Here is a 468-nt window from a genome sequence, read left to right on the forward strand (position 1 = left end):
GGGCAGAAGATAGGGTAAGAAATGAAAGGAGCAAATTATGTTGCCAGACTAGGTAAGCATTATTGACTTCCAGCTGCTCCAGGCTGAGGTATAATATCTATAATATCTTTTTCCTGTTGTTACTTCGATGTATTCTTGGTAATGATATCCATTTCTACTAAGTACCAAGAGTATAGCTCGGTAATTAGATTCCGGTGGTCTATTCTGAGTACTTTCATCTACGACATATAATCCATTTTTAGAGAAATGATTATAAATATTACAATCTTCTATAATTTCATTCGGATTATTCTTTAGATATGAATATCCTAATCCTGATTTTATTAACTCAATCAAATCACTCTTCTTAATCTTCACTTGGCTACCGTTCGTAGCTTCTGCATATATGTATGCTGCATCAGTCACCACTTGGAACTGATTCATCGGTATATCTTGTTTCTCTGCCATAATATTGCACATTTAACGGGC

1 protein-coding gene is annotated in these 468 nt (G+C 34.8%); it reads right to left on the reverse strand.

From position 1 onward, the window contains the following. Positions 1–48: 48 nt before the first annotated feature. The gene (locus M1B78_RS18560; protein ID WP_257941507.1) at positions 49–447 is read right to left on the reverse strand and encodes a pyocin knob domain-containing protein; all 399 of its coding nucleotides are present in this window, start codon (positions 445–447) and stop codon (positions 49–51) included. Positions 448–468 lie beyond the last annotated feature (21 nt).

Source organism: Bacteroides muris (ex Fokt et al. 2023) (assembly GCF_024704895.1).
Classification (GTDB): Bacteria; Bacteroidota; Bacteroidia; order Bacteroidales; family Bacteroidaceae; genus Bacteroides; species Bacteroides muris.

Coding starts and splice junctions, on each gene's coding strand:
- M1B78_RS18560 (WP_257941507.1), bottom strand. CDS start 447: ATGGCAGAGAAACAAGATATACCGATGAATCAGTTCCAAGTGGTGACT.